Origin of the sequence: Microbacterium horticulturae (genome assembly GCF_029094505.1) — a bacterium.
Classification (GTDB): Bacteria; Actinomycetota; Actinomycetes; order Actinomycetales; family Microbacteriaceae; genus Microbacterium; species Microbacterium horticulturae.
Map to the genome: position 1 here is coordinate 2,337,871 of NZ_CP119108.1, position 14,921 is coordinate 2,352,791.

11 protein-coding genes are annotated in these 14,921 nt (G+C 70.5%); 3 read left to right on the plus strand and 8 right to left on the minus strand.

Annotated features, from left to right (window positions below; all coding sequences use genetic code 11):
- Positions 1-45: 45 nt before the first annotated feature.
- Positions 46-1,008 carry a hypothetical protein gene (locus PU630_RS11300; protein ID WP_275277167.1) on the minus strand — a complete coding sequence of 321 codons (963 nt, stop codon included), beginning with the start codon at positions 1,006-1,008 and terminating at the stop codon, positions 46-48.
- Positions 1,009-1,346: 338 nt separating this feature from the next.
- On the opposite strand from PU630_RS11300, the gene metX reads away from it, so the two are divergent.
- Entirely contained in the window at positions 1,347-2,555 is a 1,209-nt protein-coding gene (metX, locus tag PU630_RS11305; protein WP_275277168.1) for a homoserine O-acetyltransferase MetX, read from the plus strand.
- Here metX and PU630_RS11310 read toward each other — a convergent pair.
- The 4 genes from PU630_RS11310 to PU630_RS11325 form a co-directional block, all read right to left on the minus strand.
- Positions 2,552-3,220, minus strand: a complete 669-nt coding sequence (locus PU630_RS11310) for an NUDIX domain-containing protein (RefSeq protein ID WP_275277169.1) — start codon at positions 3,218-3,220, stop codon at positions 2,552-2,554. The two genes, metX and PU630_RS11310, sit on opposite strands and share 4 nt — an antisense overlap.
- Entirely contained in the window at positions 3,217-3,528 is a 312-nt protein-coding gene (locus PU630_RS11315; protein WP_275277170.1) for a thiamine-binding protein, read from the minus strand. Before PU630_RS11315 ends, PU630_RS11310 begins: the two co-directional genes overlap by 4 nt.
- Before the next feature lie 26 nt (positions 3,529-3,554).
- Complete coding sequence (locus PU630_RS11320) at positions 3,555-4,799, minus strand: glycosyltransferase 87 family protein (protein ID WP_275277171.1); 1,245 nt, start codon at positions 4,797-4,799, stop codon at positions 3,555-3,557.
- A 65-nt stretch (positions 4,800-4,864) separates the two neighbouring features.
- Positions 4,865-5,716, minus strand: coding sequence for an ADP-dependent NAD(P)H-hydrate dehydratase (locus PU630_RS11325; RefSeq protein ID WP_275277172.1), 852 nt, complete (start codon positions 5,714-5,716; stop codon positions 4,865-4,867).
- Positions 5,717-5,742: 26 nt separating this feature from the next.
- Here PU630_RS11325 and PU630_RS11330 point away from each other — a divergent pair, with 26 nt between their 5' ends.
- Positions 5,743-6,813, plus strand: a complete 1,071-nt coding sequence (locus PU630_RS11330; protein WP_275277173.1) for an NADH:flavin oxidoreductase/NADH oxidase — start codon at positions 5,743-5,745, stop codon at positions 6,811-6,813.
- 155 nt (positions 6,814-6,968) lie between these two features.
- Here the strand turns inward: PU630_RS11330 and PU630_RS11335 are convergent, their stop codons facing one another.
- The 3 genes from PU630_RS11335 to guaB1 form a co-directional block, all read right to left on the minus strand.
- Positions 6,969-8,033: a hemolysin family protein gene (locus PU630_RS11335; RefSeq protein WP_275277174.1), complete on the minus strand. Its 1,065-nt coding sequence runs from the start codon at positions 8,031-8,033 to the stop codon at positions 6,969-6,971.
- The gene (locus PU630_RS11340) at positions 8,030-9,352 is read right to left on the minus strand and encodes a hemolysin family protein (RefSeq protein ID WP_275277175.1); all 1,323 of its coding nucleotides are present in this window, start codon (positions 9,350-9,352) and stop codon (positions 8,030-8,032) included. Before PU630_RS11340 ends, PU630_RS11335 begins: the two co-directional genes overlap by 4 nt.
- Before the next feature lie 161 nt (positions 9,353-9,513).
- A complete protein-coding gene (gene guaB1, locus PU630_RS11345) occupies positions 9,514-10,971 on the minus strand; it encodes a GMP reductase (RefSeq protein ID WP_275277176.1) in 1,458 nt (485 codons plus the stop codon).
- Between the two features lie 177 nt (positions 10,972-11,148).
- Between guaB1 and PU630_RS11350 the strand changes: the two genes are divergently transcribed.
- Positions 11,149-14,868, plus strand: coding sequence for a multifunctional oxoglutarate decarboxylase/oxoglutarate dehydrogenase thiamine pyrophosphate-binding subunit/dihydrolipoyllysine-residue succinyltransferase subunit (locus tag PU630_RS11350; RefSeq protein WP_275280089.1), 3,720 nt, complete (start codon positions 11,149-11,151; stop codon positions 14,866-14,868).
- Positions 14,869-14,921 lie beyond the last annotated feature (53 nt).

Genomic DNA, 14,921 nt, shown 5'->3' on the forward strand with positions numbered 1-14,921 from the left:
TGCCCCGCCTCGCCCGTTCGCACGGGCCGGGCGGGGCATTTGTCATTACTGCGCAGGTGCCGGATCAGCGGCATCCCACCACCGCAGCACGCGCAGCGCGCGCAGGGTGACCCAGCGACTCGGAAAGCCCTCCGGCACCTCCTCCAGGTCGAACAGCGTCGGCCCCTCGTGCACGTTCTCGAGATGCCACAGCCCGTCGCCGTCGCGTTTGCCGCGCACCAGCTCGACCGCCTCGGCGCAGCGCTCATCACGCTCGGGGCGTGCCCGGCGCAGGTACTCGAAACCGCGCAGCACGTCATAGAACCAGCGCACCGGATACGAGGCCATCGTGAACCGCGGGTCGATGACCTCACCGGTGCTGCGGCGGCGGAACAGACCGCGTGCGAGCAGGTACTCCTCACCCCGGCGTCGAGCTTCACGCGCGGTCTCGGTGCCACCGGTGGCGCGCTCCCAGTCCAACAGCCCCTCCAGCGCGCAGATCGTCGAGTGCAGCGACGCCACCCGGGCGCCGTATTCGGCCCAGCAGTTCCACCCGCCGTCGGGCAGCTGTACGGACAGCAGCGCCGCGACCGCGCTGTCGTCCATCTCGCCGAAATACGCGCCGACAGTGAGCACCACACCGTTGATGCACGGCTCGGTCTCGCCTGCGAAGTACGGCTCGCCCGCGTGGTCCCAGCGCACGTTCTCGCGCACCCGCGCGATCGCCGTGCGCACGCGGGCATCGGCCGGGTCCACGCCGAAGTCGACAAGCTGCTGCAAGCTGAAGTGCGTCGCCGTCCAGGCGTCGTACATCGGCCGCGACTCGTCGGCCCACCCGGGCCGGTACACGCCACCGTCCCACAGGCCGTCAGCCCCCTGCTCGTCGAGCAGGCGCGCGCCCCATCCTTCGCGCGCGACCCGCGCACGCTCGGTCGCGACCTCGTCGGCCGGCGCGTCGAGCAGGTCGCGCATGACCTGCCACCGGATCGCCGGGTCGCCGGAAATCAAGTACTCCGTCGTCGTGTCCATGCGGGCGAGAGTACGCCGCACTTCCGACACCGTGGCCGAACCGGCGACGCCTGCTCCGCGTGCAGCCCACCGGGCTCGCCGCCCGCCGCGCCTCGCCGCCCGCCGGGCGCGCCGCTCCGCCGGGCCCCGCCTCCCGCCGGGCCTCGCCTCACAGACTTCGGAGCACGCGACCAAGCTCGGACTCATTCGCCCGAAAGCTCCGAACTTCGCGCGATCCTCCGAACTCTGGGAACGCACAGACCCTGGGAGCGCGCAGACCCTGGGAACGCACAGACCCGGAGCACACGCCGGGGCGTAACAGCCGGGGACGCGCCACACCGATACGGGAGAATGGGTCCATGGATTGGCAGCAGACCTCGGAGGACACCGTGCCCAGCGCACCGGTGACCGAGGCCGATGCCCGGTCGCTCCTGGGCCGCCCGCCGGCCACCGGCGCGTGGCGCGACGGCGATCCACCGGGCGACCGCCGCTTCGTCGGCATCGGCGCGTTCCGCACCGAGAACGGCGCCGAGCTGCCCTTCGTGCGCATGGCGTACGAGTCGTGGGGCGAGTTGAACGACGCACGCGACAACGCCGTACTCATCCTGCACGCGCTGACCGGAGACAGCCACGTCCGCGGGCCGGCGGGTCCGGGGCATCCCACCGTCGGCTGGTGGGAGGACGTGGTGGGCCCCGGCTGCGCGGTCGACACCGACCGCTGGTTCGTCATCGCCCCGAACATGCTGGGGGGATGCCAGGGCTCCACCGGACCCGCCAGCATCGGCCCCACCGGCAGGGAGTGGGGCTCGCGTTTTCCGTACGTCACGGTCCGCGACCAGGTCGCCGCCCAGCAGCGGCTCGCCGATGCGCTCGGCATAGAGCGCTGGGCCGGCGTGATCGGCGGCTCGATGGGCGGCATGCACGCCTTGGAGTGGGCGATCTCCTCCCCCGAACGCGTGGCGCGCCTGGCTGTGCTCTCGTCGCCGCCGTTCAACACCGCGGACCAGATCGCGCTGAACTCGGTGCAGCTGGAGGCCATCGAGATCGACCCGCACTTCGCCGGCGGCGACTACTACGACGAAGGCTCCGGCAATGGGCCGCACCGGGGCCTTGCGCTTGCCCGCCGTATGGCGCTGCTGAACTACCGCAGCCCCGCCGAGCTGAACATGCGCTTCAGCCGCTCCTGGCAGTCGGGCGTCTCACCGCTGGGGCACGACGGCCGGTTCGCGGTCGAGTCCTACCTCGACTTCCACGGCAACAAGTTCACACGCCGGTTCGATGCGAACAGCTACATCCGACTCGTCGAGGCCATGGACTCGCACGATGTCGGGCGCGACCGCGGCGGCATCGAAGACGCCCTCGCTCGGGTGACGGCGACCACACTGGTGCTGGGCATCGACACCGACCGGCTCTTCCCGGTGGACGGGCAGCATCGCATCGCCCGCGGCATCCCGAACACCCTCGACGGCAACGAGGCGGTCGTGCTCACGAGCGACTTCGGGCACGACGGCTTTCTGATCGAGACCGACCTCGTCGGCCACCACCTGCAGCGGCTGCTCGACGCCTAGCTCGACACCTCGTATCGCCACGGCAGCGCCTCGGCGTGCAGCCTGTGGCGGGGGCCGGATGCCGCGAGCTCGACGCTCTTGTCACAGGCGACGTCGGGCTCCCAGACGAAGACCCGCTCACGGATCACCGTCGCGAACATGCCGGGCGCGGCATCCCGCGCCGCCTGCAGAGCGGACGCGACATCGCCGTGCGCCGTCAGGCCGTGCAGCGTGACCCACGTGGGCGGATACAGGCGGATCTCGCCTCGACCGTGGCGGGCGAGCACCGCGCCCGGCTGCACCCACGCCGCGGTGACGACCTCGGCCGCCGACGGGGTGAGCTCGGCGTCGGAGGCCGCACCGACGTAGAACCAGGTGCGGACGCGCTTGGGTGCGCCGGCCGGTGGCGCCGTCGGCGGTGTCCAGCGGCTGAGCGTCACGAGCTCGTCGGGGTCGATGGCCAGTCCGACCTCCTCGGCCGTCTCGCGGGCCGCGGCACGGCGCGCGTCGTCGACGAGCTCGGCTCCCGGCATCCGATCGCTCTCTTCCAGGCCGCCGCCGGGGAACACCCAGGCTCCGGCGAACGAGCCACGGTCGGGGCGCTCGATCATGAGCACCTCGAGGCCGGCGACGCCGTCACGCAGCAGGACCGCGGTGCCGGCCAGCGGCAGGTGGTCGTCGCTCACGCGTCCTCGTCCAGCGCGTGCTCGAGCCGCTCGACCTTCGCGTCGATCTCGCCGGAGTACCCCGGCCGGATGTCAGCCTTGAGCACGAGCGAGACCCGCGAGCCGAACGGCAGGACGGCCTCGGTGGCCCGCTTGACGACGTCCATCACGGTGTCCCAGTCGGGGCCCTCGATCTCGGTGAACATGGAGGTGGTGCGGTGCGGCAGACCCGACTCGCGGACGACGCGGACCGCGGCAGCCACGGCGTCGTGCACCGAGCCGTCTTCGCGACCGGTACCGGACGGGGCGACGGAGAAGGCGATGAGCATGACTCGACGCTACCGCGGACCCGCCGCTAGCGGGCCGCGTCGTGCCGGGCGAGCGATACCGCGGCGAGCGCACGCGCCGGCCGCGGCATCCGCGCCGGAATCCGAGCGACCCGCACGACGCTCCAGGCGAACAGCGCGACCGTGAGCGCGTTGCGGGCGGTGAGCACCGCGACCGGCCCCGCGTGAGCGGCAAGCAGGCCGCTGTAAGTCATCGGGTAGACCACCTGCGTGAGCGCCGAGATCACGAGCACCAACGCCGCGAGGCCCCACCAGCGGCGCCTCTCGATGACGAGTCCGAGGAGCACGGGCACGACGATCCAGGTGAAGTACTGCGGCGACCCGACCTTGTTGAACACGATGAAGCCGGTGACCAGAGCCAGCGACAGCGCGGGGAAGAGACGCGCGAAGGATGCCCCGCGCCACGCCTTCACCGCCCCGAGGACGGCGACCGCCGCCATCGCGACGATGAGCAGCGGGGTCATCAGCGCAATGACGACGTCGACGTTGGGGCCTGTCACCTGGAAGGTGAGCATGTCCTGGTCGTAGAAGATGAACGACCCGTCGATGCGCGCGACGGCGCGCCACATGTAGAGCGCGCTGACCGGCGCCTCGATCTGCAGGTCGCGGCCGGTCTGGTCGCCGACGAAGCCGAACGCGTAGGCCACGCCGCCGGCCGCGACGATCGCGAGCAGCGTCAGCGCCGAGATGACGGCGGCGCCCCCGATGACGGCCAGGCGTCGCCGCACGGCGATAACGGCCGCCGCGAGGATCGCCGCCGGCCACACCTTGATCCAGGTCGCCACCGCCAGCAGGATCGACCCCAGCCAGGGGCGTCCGACCAGCCACAGACACCCGGCGATCGCGAGCGGAATCGTGATGGCGTCGATGCGGTAGAGACCCACAGGCCCCAGGCATGCGATAGCGGCCAGCCAGAACCATGCGCCGGCGCGCCGGCCGCGCGAGGTCGCATGGCCGATGAGCAGCCAGAAGGCGAGCGCGTTGCAGACCGTGACGAGGATCGCCCAGCCGACGATGTACCCGTGGATCCACCCGAAGCCGTGCGCGAGCACCATGGGCACGAGCGCGAGCTGCGGATACACCCAGGCCTCGGTGATGCCGACGATCCCGCTGCCGTTCAGCGCCGCGCGCGACCACGGCTCATAGACGAGGTAGACGTCACCCATCGGCTGGTTGGGCATCACCCAGCCGAGTGTCGCGACGCCCAGGTGCACCACGACGAACGCCGCCCAGAGCCAACCCCGTCTCGCCACCTCGACATCCTATGCGGGCCCACCCATAGACCCGCCGAGAGCGCCCTCCCGGCACCGAGACCGCCCTAGTGGCGGGATGCCGCGGCCACCGCCTCGGGCAGCGCGAGTGCCACGTCGAGTGCCGTGATCGGGCCCGGCATCCCTGCGCCGGCGCGCAGCGCCGCGATGACCCCCGCGCGCCCGTGCACCCAGGCCGCGGTCGCGGCCAAGGGCCCCAGGTCGTCGGCACCGAGCGTCTCCCCCTCGGCCTCGGCGCGCGCCTGCGCGCCCGCCACCACCGCCCCGAGCACACCGCCCAGCACGTCCCCGGTGCCGGCGGTCGCCAGCCAGGGCGTGCCGGCATCGACCCGCGCCGTCCAGCCGGACGGCGTCGTCACGATCGTCTCCGCACCCTTGAGCAGCACCGCCCCACCCAGGGCTGCAGCCGTCTCGTGCGCGGCGGCCACGCGCCCAGCGCCCGCAGGCTCCAGGCCGAGCGCCTTGCGCAGCACGTCGTGCTCGCGGGCATGCGGCGTGACCACGACGGGCGCCGCGGCACCCACCGCGAGCTCCAGCGCCCCGGCGTCGACGACCGCCGGCAGGGTGCCTGCAAGCGCCGCGCGCAGATCGTCGGCCACCGCGGGCGGCAGAGCCGCGGCATCCATTCCCGATCCCATCAGCCATGCCTGCACCCGGCCGTCCGCGGTCACGGTCTCGGGGCGCCGCGCCATCACAGGCTCGCGGGCGGCACCGAGGTAGCGCACCATGCCGATGCCTGTGCGCCACGCGGCCTCCACGCCGAGCACCGCCGCGCCCGGGTACTGCGCGGAGCCGGTTTGAACCCCGACCACGCCGCGGGAATACTTGTCGTCACCGGCCGTCGGCGCGTGCAGATGCGCTGCCGCGTCGGTTGCCGTCCAGGTCACCGGCTCTCCCATGGCCACACACTACCCGGAGCATCCCGATGAGCGTCCTCTTCCACCCGCTGAGCATCCGCGGTCTCACCCTGCGCAACCGCCTGTGGGTCTCGCCGATGTGCCAGTACAGCGCGCGGGACGGGATGCCGCAGGAGTGGCACCACGTTCATCTCGCGCAGTTCGCATCCGGCGGGGCAGGCCTCGTGATGGCCGAGGCCACCGCGGTGAACCCCGAGGGACGCATCTCGCCCGACGACACCGGCATCTGGACCGACGCGCAGCGCGACGCGTGGGCGCCGATCGCAGCCGCGATCCGCGCGCGCGACGCGATCGCCGGCATCCAGCTCGCGCACGCCGGGCGCAAGGCCTCGACCTGGCCGCCGTTCGCGCCGCAGCGCGGATCGGTGCCCGCAGCCGAGGGCGGCTGGCAGACGGTCGCACCCTCGGCACTCGCGTTCGACGACTTCGCGGCACCGGCGGCGCTCGACATCGACGGCATCGACGGGGTGGTCGCCGACTTCGCGGCAGCCGCACGCCGCGCGCATGAGGCAGGCTTCGAGGTGCTCGAGATCCACGGAGCGCACGGATACCTGCTGCACCAGTTCCTCTCGCCGCTGTCGAACGTGCGCGACGACGAGTACGGCGGGTCGCTCGAGAACCGTGCCCGGCTGCTGCTGCGCGTCGTCGATGCGGTGCGGGCCGAGGTCCCGGATGCGCCGTTGTTCGTCCGGCTGTCGGCCACCGACTGGGCAGTCGGCGGCTGGGACCTCGACCAGACCACGGCGGTCGCCCGCTGGGCGGGCGAGCACGGCGCCGACCTCATCGACGTCTCCAGCGGCGGGCTCGTCGCGCACCAGAAGATCACGCTCGGGCCGGGCTACCAGGTGCCGTTCGCCGCACACGTGCGTCGCGAGGCCGGACTGCCGGTCAGCGCCGTCGGACTCATCGAGGACGCCGCGCACGCCGAGCAGATCGTCGGCGACGGCGAGGCCGACGCCGTCATGGCCGCGCGCGAGTGGCTGCGCGACCCGCACTTCGCCCTGCGTGCAGCGTTCGAACTGGGCGACGACATCGACTACTGGCCGCCGCAGTACGAGCGGGCGCGGCCGCGGCGCTGACGACCTCGCGAGAACGGGTACGACCTCGCGGGATCACGTACGACCTCGCGAAATCACGTACGACCTCGCGAAATCACGTACGACCTCGCGAAATCACGTACGACCTCGCGAAATCACGTACGACCTCGCGAGAGGCGGGGCGGGGCGGGTGGGGGTCAGCGGGTGCGGCGGCCCCGCCGCGTGGCATCCTGCACCTCGCCGATGAGCTCTTCCAGCACATCCTCGAGGAAGAGCACCCCGGTGACGCTGCCGTCCCGGTCGCGCACCTGCGCGAGGTGACGCCCGGCACGGCGCATGAGAGCGAGCGCGTCTTCGAGGTCGGTCGTCTGCAGCACCGGCACCATGTGGTGGATGCGCTTGGCCGGGATCGGCTGCTCCACGTCCACCGGCGCGACCGGATCCTCTGCCGCACGCAGCACGTCCTTCAGGTGCACGTAGCCGATCGGCTCGCCGTCGTCGCCCGTGATCACGTAGCGCGAGAAGCCGTACTGCGACACTGCGTGCTCGATCTCGGCCGGCGTTGTCGTCCGCGGCAGCGTCACGAGGTCGGCCAGCGGCACGGCGATGTCGGCGGCCTTCTTGTCGGTGAACTCGACCACCGCGGCGACGGTGCCGGAGGCATCCTGCAGCACTCCCTCACGACGTGACTGGTCGACGATCGTCGCTACCTCGTCGAGCGTGAAGGTGGAGGATGCCTCGGCCTTGGGCTCGACGCCGAAGATCTTGACGACGGCGTTTGCCAGCCAGTTGAGCACGACGATGATCGGATGGAACACCTTCGACAGCCACACGAGCGGTGTCGCGAGCATCAGCACGGCACGGTCGGGGACCGAGAAGGCGAGGTTCTTCGGCACCATTTCTCCGAACACCACGTGCAGGTACGAGACGAGCAGCAGCGTGATGACGAACGCGAGGACGTCGACCACGGCCTCGGTCGCACCGGTCAGGCCCAGCGGTCCCGCGAGCAGATGGTGGATCGCCGGCTCCGACACGTTCAGGATCAGCAGCGAGCAGATAGTGATGCCCAGCTGCGTGGTCGCCAGCATCAGGGTCGCGTGCTCCATCGCGAACAGCGCCGTCTTGGCCGCGCGCGATCCGTTCTCGGCGAGCGGCTCGATCTGCGAGCGCCGCGCCGAGACGACGGCGAACTCCGCACCGACGAAGAAGGCGTTGCCGGCCAGCAGGATGACCAGCCAGACGATTCCGGCCCAGTCGTTCATGCCAGCTCACCGCCTTCGCCCTCGAGTGGACTGGGCACGGGCGTGAACGTCACCCGGTCGATGCGCCGCCCGTCCATGCGGGCGACGGTCAGCGTGCCGCCCTCGATCTCGACGGCGTCGCCCACCGCGGGGATGCGCTCGAGAACGCTCATGATGTAGCCGCCCACGGTGTCGTACACGTCATTCTCGGGGACCCGCACCGCCGCGCGGTCGCGCAGCTCGTCAGGGCGCCAGTCGGCCGGGAAGGTCAGGGTCTCTCCCCCGCGCACCAAGTCGGCGCGGCGGCGGTCGTGCTCGTCGAGCACTTCTCCGACGATCTCTTCGACGAGGTCCTCCAGCGTCACGACGCCCGCGGTCCCGCCGTACTCGTCGACGACGACTGCGACCTGGTACCCGCGCGAGCGCAGCTCGGCCAGCAGCGAGTCCAGATGCACCGACTCGGGCACCCGCAGCGCTTCCTGCGCCAGCGCCGCAGCCGGCACATCGGCGCGGCGGTCGCGCGGCACGCTGACCGCCGCCTTCAGGTGCACGATGCCGATGATGTCGTCCATCGAGTCGTCGTAGACCGGGAAGCGACTGTACCCGGTGCGTCGGGCGAGCTGGATGACGTCCTCGGCGCTGTCGTCGGCGGCGAGCGCCTCGACGCCCGGGCGCGCGGTCATCACGTCGGCGGCGGTCAGCTCCGAGAAGCGCAGGCTCCGGTCCAGGAGCGATGCCGTGTCCATCTCAAGCACGCCCGCACTGGCCGAGCGACGCACAAGGCTCGAAAGTTCCGAGGCGGTACGGGCTCCCGACAGTTCCTCCTTCGGCTCGATGCCCATGGCGCGCAGCACCGCGTTCGCCGAGCCGTTCAGCAGCGCAACCGCCGGTTTGAACACCGTTGTGAAGGCGACCTGGAACGGCAGCACGAGCTTGGCCGTCTGCCGCGGCAGCGCGAGCGCGAAGTTCTTGGGCACGAGCTCGCCGAGGATCATCGACAGGATCGTCGCGATCGCCACACCGATGACGGCCGAGATCGGCCGCGACGCGGCATCCGGGATCCCCCACCCGTCCATGAGCGGACGCAGCAGATTCGAGATGGCCGGTTCCATGGTGTAACCGGTCAGCAGCGTGGTCAGCGTGATGCCCAGCTGCGCACTCGAGAGGTGCGTCGCCGTCTTGCGCAGCGCGGCGATCGTGAGCGCCATGCGGGTCTCACCGCGCGCCTGGCGGGCCTCGAGGTCGGCCCGGTCGAGGTTGACGAGCGCGAACTCGCTCGCCACGAACAGCCCGGTGCCGATCGTGAGCAGGAGCCCCACGCCCAGCAGGATGTAGTCCATCACGCGTCACCCCGATTCACGGGGCCGGGTTCGTGGGGCGGGCGTCTGCAACTCGGCGGGTCGTCCATCGTGCGGAATATTCTATGTCAGCCGGAAGGGTGGATGCCGCGCCAAGAACGACAGCGCGAACAGCCCGAGCCCCGGAGGACAGCAGCGAACAGCTACCAGCTGACCGGCAGCGCCTTGCCCTCTTCGTAGCCGGCGGCCGACTGCAGGCCCACGCGCGCGTTCTCGTGGAACTCGGGCACCGAGCGGGCGCCTGCGTACGTGAACGACGAGCGCACACCCGAGGTGATCATGTCGAGGAGGTCCTCCAGGCCCGGCCGGAGCGGGTCGAGGTAGATCTTCGACGACGAGATGCCCTCGGCGAACAGTTCTTTGCGGGCGAGCCCGTAGGCGTCCAGACGACCGAAGCGCTCACGCACGGCCTTCGTCGAGGCCATGCCCCACGATTCCTTGTAGGCGCGGCCGTCGGCGTCGGCCAGCAGTTCGCCGGGGGCCTCGACGGTTCCGGCGAACCAGGATCCGATCATGACGGATGCCGCACCGGCCGCCAATGCGAGGGCGACGTCGCGCGGGTAGCGCACTCCCCCGTCGGCCCACACGTGGGCGCCCATCAGGCGCGCCGCCTGGGCGGTCTCGAGCACGGCGGAGAACTGCGGGCGCCCGACCGCCGTCATCATGCGGGTCGTGCACATGGCGCCGGGGCCGACGCCGACCTTGAGGATCGACGCACCGGCCGAGACGAGGTCGTGCACTCCCTCGGCGGTCACGATGTTGCCCGCCACCAGGGGCAGCCCGAGGTTCAGTTCCGACACCTTCTGCAGCGCCCGCAGCATCCCCTCCTGGTGACCGTGTGCAGTGTCGAGCACGAGCACGTCGACGCCCGCCGCGACCAGCGCCTGGGCCTTGGCCTGCACGTCGCCGTTGATGCCGATCGCCGCGGCCACGATGAGCCGTCCGTCGGCGTCGACGGCGGGGCGGTACAGCGTCGCGCGCAGAGCGCTGCGACGCGAGAGGGTGCCGACGAGCGCGCCGTGGCGCAGCACGCACACGGTCTCAGCCTCGGCGTCGACGATGAGGTCGAACGCGTGCCGAGCGTCGGTGACGTCCTCCGCGTCGATCGCCGTGGGGCGGGCGTGCACCAGGTCGCCCAGCTGCGCGTCGGGCAGCGCGGTACCCAGGCGGCTGGCCGGCACGACGCCGCGGACGCCATCGAGGGTCATCCCCTCCACCGGGTCGTCGGCGACCACGATTCCGTAACCCTCGAGTGCGGGCAGGATGCGGGCGGCATCGGCGACCGTCGCGTGCGAGGGCAGCACGATCGGCGTGTCCCACGGCGCCGGCTGGGCCTTCACCCAACGAATCGCGGCATCCAATTCCTGCAGCGGCATGTCTTGCGGGAGGACGCCGAGGCCACCGCGGCGGGCCAGGGTCGCGGCCAGTCGCGCGCCGGTGACGGAGTTCATGTTGGCCGACACCAGGGGGATCGTCGCGCCCGTCCCGTCGCCCGGCGACAGGTCCACGTCGAGCCGGCTGGTGACGTCTGAGCGGCGCGGGACGAGGAAGACGTCGGAGTACGTCAGATCGACCGCGGGCTGCTCCCCGTAGAACTCCATGCTGTCAAGGCTAGCGATTCCTTCCGTCAGGGAAAGAGCGGCGCATTCGCACCCACCCGCATGCCGTGGCGCGAAGCGAGCGCACAGGCGAGGGGACTAGGCTTGGTGGTCGTGCGCAGTGGCTCAACCGAGCAGGGCGCAGACCCAGATCTCAGCGAGGAAAGCAGGCGAGCGAACGTGTCGAGCCAGGTGACAGGCGTCGGGACTTCGAGCGAAGGAGAGTTCGGGGCCAATGAATGGCTCGTCGACGAACTCTACGAGCAGTTCAAGAAGGACAAGAACTCTGTCGACAAGTCGTGGTGGCCCATCCTCGAGGACTATCATCCCGTGGACACGAGCGGCGTCGGGGGGTCGCATGACACGGCCACCACGGCTCCGCCGGTGACCACGCCATCGTCCGACGCGCACCCGGTGACCGCGCCGGTGCCGGTGATCGGCAGCCAGCCCGTGGCGCGCACCACCGCGAAGCCGGCCGCTCCGCAGCCGATCCCCGCCCAGGCGCCGAAGGTGAAGCCCGCCGCGAACGGCGAGGCCGAGGCATCCACCGCCGATGACGACGATGTCGTCACGCCGCTGCGCGGTATGACCAAGACCCTCGCGGCGAACATGGACCAGTCGCTGACGGTCCCCACCGCGACGAGTGTGCGCACGATCCCGGCGAAGCTGATGATCGACAACCGCATCGTCATCAACAACCACATGGCCCGCTCCCGCGGCGGCAAGGTCAGCTTCACCCACCTGATCGGGTGGGCGATGATCCAGGGGCTCAAGGAGTTCCCGACCCAGAACGTGTACTACGGCGAGGTCAACGGCAAGCCGTCGGTCATCGCCCCCGCGCACATCAACCTGGGCATCGCCATCGACCTGCCCAAGCCCGACGGCACCCGCGCCCTGCTCGTGCCGAGCATCAAGCGCGCCGACACGCTCACGTTCAGCGAGTACCTCGCCGCGTACGAAGACCTCGTCAAGCGCGCTCGGGCGAACAAGCTCACCGCCACCGACTTCGCCGGCACCACGATCTCGCTGACCAACCCGGGCGGCATCGGCACCGTGCACTCGGTCCCCCGCCTGATGAAGGGCCAAGGCTGCATCATCGGCGCCGGTGCCCTCGAGTACCCGGCGGAGTTCCAGGGGTCGAGCGCCCGCACGCTCAACGAGCTGGGCATCGGCAAGACCATCACCTTGACCAGCACCTATGACCACCGCGTCATCCAGGGCGCGGGCTCGGGCGAGTACCTGAAGAAGGTGCACGAGCTGCTCATCGGCGAGCGCGGCTTCTACGACGACATCTTCGCCGCGCTGCGCATTCCGTACGCACCCATCCGCTGGGCGCAAGACATCAAGGTCGACATCGCCGAGCGCGTCGACAAGACCGCCCGTGTGCAGGAGCTGATCAACTCGTTCCGCGTCCGCGGCCACCTGATGGCCGATGTCGACCCGCTCGAGTACGTGCAGCGCACGCACCCCGACCTCGAGATCGAGACGCACGGCCTGACCTTCTGGGACCTCGACCGCGAATTCGTCACCAACGGCTTCGGCGGCAAGCGCCAGATGAAGCTGCGCGACATCCTCGGCGTCCTGCGCGACTCGTACTGCCGCACGATCGGCGTGGAGTACATGCACATCCAGGACCCGGCCCAGCGCCGCTGGTTCCAGGACAACATGGAGGTCCCGTACCAGAAGCCCAGCCATGACGAGCAGCTGCGCATCCTCAGCAAGCTCAATCAGGCCGAGGCGTTCGAGACCTTCCTGCAGACGAAGTACGTGGGCCAGAAGCGCTTCTCCCTCGAGGGCAGCGAGTCGCTCATCCCCTTCCTCGACGAGACGTTGCAGGGCGCGGCCGCGGCCGGCCTCGACGGCGCCGCGATCGGCATGGCCCACCGCGGCCGGCTGAATGTGCTCACGAACATCGCCGGCAAGACGTACAGCCACATCTTCCGCGAGTTCGAGGGCTCGGTCGCCGTCGGCAACAAGAGCGGTTCGGGCGACGTCAAGTACCACCTGGGCACCGACGGCACGTTCGTCGCCGACGACGGCTCGCAGTTGCCGATCCACCTGGCCGCGAACCCGTCGCACCTCGAGACCGTCGACGGCGTGCTCGAGGGCATCGTGCGCGCCAAGCAGGACCGCAAGCCGATGGGCTCGTTCACCTACCTGCCGATCCTCGTGCACGGCGATGCCGCGTTCGCAGGGCAAGGCGTGGTCGTCGAGACCCTGCAGATGTCGCAGTTGCGCGGGTACCGCACCGGTGGCACTATCCACGTCGTCGTGAACAACCAGGTCGGCTTCACGACGCTGCCCAACGACGGTCACACCGCGGTCTACGCGACCGATGTGGCCAAGACGATCCAGGCGCCGATCCTGCACGTCAACGGCGATGACCCCGAGGCCGTCGTGCACGTGGCCGACGTGGCGTTCCGGTACCGCCAGGAGTTCCACCGCGACATCGTGATCGACATCGTGTCGTACCGCCGCCGTGGTCACAACGAGGGCGACGACCCGTCGATGACGCAGCCGCTGATGACGAACCTCATCGAGGCCAAGCGCTCGGTCCGCCGCCTGTACACCGAGTCGCTCGTCGGCCGCGGTGACATCACCGAAGACGAGTACGAGACCGCGAAGAAGGACTTCCAGGATCGTCTGGAGGTCGCCTTCGCCGAGACCCACGCGGCGGAGACCGGCACCTCGCCGGTGGTGGCGACGGATGCCGCAGCCGCCGATACCTTCTCGGGCGAGCCCGACACCACCGGTGTCGACCGGGCCGTCATCGAGTCGATCGGCGACGCGTTCGTCAACAAGCCCGACGGCTTCACCGTGCACCCCAAGCTCGACAAGCTGCTGAACAAGCGCCTGGACATGAGCCGCAACGGCGACATCGACTGGGGCTTCGGCGAGTTGCTCGCGTTCGGCTCGCTGCTGCTGGAGGGCACCCCGGTGCGTCTGGCCGGGCAGGACTCGCAGCGCGGCACCTTCGTGCAGCGCCACTCGGTGCTGCACGACCGCGAGAACGGCCAGGAGTGGATCCCGCTGACGAACCTGTCGGCGAACCAGGGGCGCTTCTGGGTCTACAACTCGCTGCTGAGCGAGTACGCGGCGATGGCCTTCGAGTACGGCTGGTCGGTCGAGCGCCCCGAGGCGCTCACGCTCTGGGAGGCCCAGTTCGGCGACTTCGCCAACGGCGCCCAGTCGGTGGTCGACGAGTTCATCTCGTCCGCCGAGCAGAAGTGGGGCCAGCAGTCCAGCGTCGTGCTCCTCCTGCCGCACGGCTACGAGGGCCAGGGACCCGACCACTCGTCGGCCCGCATCGAGCGGTACCTGCAGATGTGCGCGCAGAACAACATGACCGTCGCGCGGCCGTCGACGCCGGCTTCCTACTTCCACCTGCTGCGCCGCCAGGCGTACGCGCGTCCGCGCCGTCCGCTGGTGGTCTTCACCCCGAAGGCGATGCTGCGTCTGCGCGGTGCGACCAGCCAGGTGGAGGACTTCCTCACCGGCAAGTTCGAGCCCGTGCTCGGCGACGACCGCGGCGTCGAGCCCGCCGGCGTCAAGCGCGTACTTCTGCACTCGGGCAAGATCCATTGGGATCTGAAGGCCGAGCTGACGAAGAACCCGAACCCCGAGATCGCCCTCGTGCGCCTCGAGCAGTTCTACCCCGCCCCGGTCGACGAGCTCAACGAGGTGCTGAAGCAGTACCCGGACGCCGAGCTGGTGTGGGTGCAGGACGAGCCCGAGAACCAGGGCGCCTGGCCGTTCATCGCGCTCGAGGTCGTCGGGCACCTGGGCGGTCGCCCGGTGCGCCGCATCTCACGTGCCGCGTCGGCGAGCCCGGCGACCGGGTCACCGAAGGTGCACGCCGCCGAGGCGGCCGCGATCATCTCGCAGGCGACGACCCTGTAGTCGCATCCGCGACCACCGCCGCGCCACCGCCCGACCGTGAGAGTGCATCTGAC